Consider the following 1,689-nt stretch of genomic DNA (forward strand, 5'->3'; position numbering starts at 1 on the left):
CTAGCCTGCGCGTTTCACTTGCCACGGTGTCCGGATCTTGAGCGGGAACGCGAAAGTGCCTTCCGAGCTGGGACGATGAGGCTTGTCTAAGGTCTCTGTCGTTCCAGCAGGAAGGCACTTTCTGCGTGCACACTACCGGGTCGCGCCCCAAACTCGTCGTCTCGTCCGACGGGCGCGGTGTGATCAACCACGCCGGATCCCGCCTGCTGGCCGATCTCGCCGATGCCACCGGCCTGACCGCATCCTTCACCGACGCGCTGCGCCGGTTGCGGCCACGCGGCACTGGACACAACCCGGGTAGGATCGCGGTGGATCTGGCGGTGATGCTCGCCGACGGCGGCGAGGCCATCACGGACCTGGCTCTACTGCGCGATCAGGCCGAGGTGTTCGGTCCGGTGGCCTCCACTCCGACCGCCTGGCGGCTGCTGGCCGGCATCGATCCTGCCGCCCTCGCGGCACTGCGGGCGGCCCGCGCCGCCGCCCGCGAAGTCGCCTGGATGCAGGCCGCCGATACCGCCCCCGGGATACCCGCGGCCCACGCGGGCGGACGCGACCTTGCGGGCCTGGTCCTGGACATCGACGCCACACTCGTCACCTGCCACTCCGAGAAGGAACAGGCGGCGGCCACCTATAAACGCGGCTTCGGCTACCACCCGCTGCTGTGCTTCCTGGACAACACCGGAGAAGCCCTGGCCGGAGTGCTGCGGCCGGGCAATGCCGGAGCCAACACCGCCGCCGATCACATCGCCGTCCTCGATGCGGCCCTGGCCCAGATCCCCGACGCCCACCGCCACGGCGCTCCCATCCTCATCCGCACCGACAGCGCCGGAAGCGCGAAGGCATTCCTGACCCACCTGCGCCGCTTGCGCTCGCGCGGCATCCACACGTTCTTCTCGGTCGGTCATCCCGTCACTGAACCGGTCCGCCGCGCGATCCGCGCTCTGCCCGAGCACGTCTGGCATCCCGCGCTGGAGCAGGACGGCTCCCTGCGCACCGGCGCGGAGGCCGCCGAGCTGACCGGCCTTGTGGACCTGGACGACTACCCCGAGGGCACGCGGATCATCGTGCGGCGTGAGCGCCCGCATCCCGGCGCCCAACTGTCCCTGTTCGACCTCGACGAGGGCATGCGCCACCAGGTCTTCCTCACCGACACCCTCTACGGCGAAGGCTCATTGCAGCACCTGGAAGTCCGCCACCGGGCGCACGCCCGCGTCGAGGACCGCATCCGCTGCGGCAAGACCACCGGCTTCGGCCGCTTCCCCTCGCGACACTTCGCCATCAACACCGCCTGGCTGGAGTTGTCCCTGACCGCCCTCGACCTGCTCGCCTGGATGCGCACTCTGCTGCTGGACGGCGAACTGGCCGCCGCCGAGCCGAAGAAGCTCCGCTACCGGCTGCTGCACGCAGCCGCCCGCATCACCCGCGGCGGTCGCCGCCTGCACCTGCGGATCTCCGCAACCTGGCCCTGGCGAAACGAGCTGACCAGCGCATTCGCCCGCCTCACGGCCCTGCCACGGCCAGCCACCTGAACCGCGGCACCGCCCCTGCCCACCCACGCCCCGAGGAACCCTGGAGAACCCGACCGGCGCGTCGGGCCCCGGCCATGCCCACCCGGCCACGAGCAACCGAAACCACCACTTCACCGCGATCCGACCAGCTCAGCCACGCGAAGCGAAACGGGGAGGCTAG

General features: G+C 70.5%; 1 protein-coding gene. It reads left to right on the top strand.

The window, feature by feature from the left end:
* The first annotated feature begins 125 nt into the window (after window positions 1-125).
* Window positions 126-1,529: an IS1380 family transposase gene (locus tag ACZ4K2_RS36945; protein WP_467481124.1), complete on the top strand. Its 1,404-nt coding sequence runs from the start codon at window positions 126-128 to the stop codon at window positions 1,527-1,529.
* Window positions 1,530-1,689: the final 160 nt, after the last annotated feature.

This window comes from Streptomyces sp. NPDC025833, assembly GCF_055558055.1.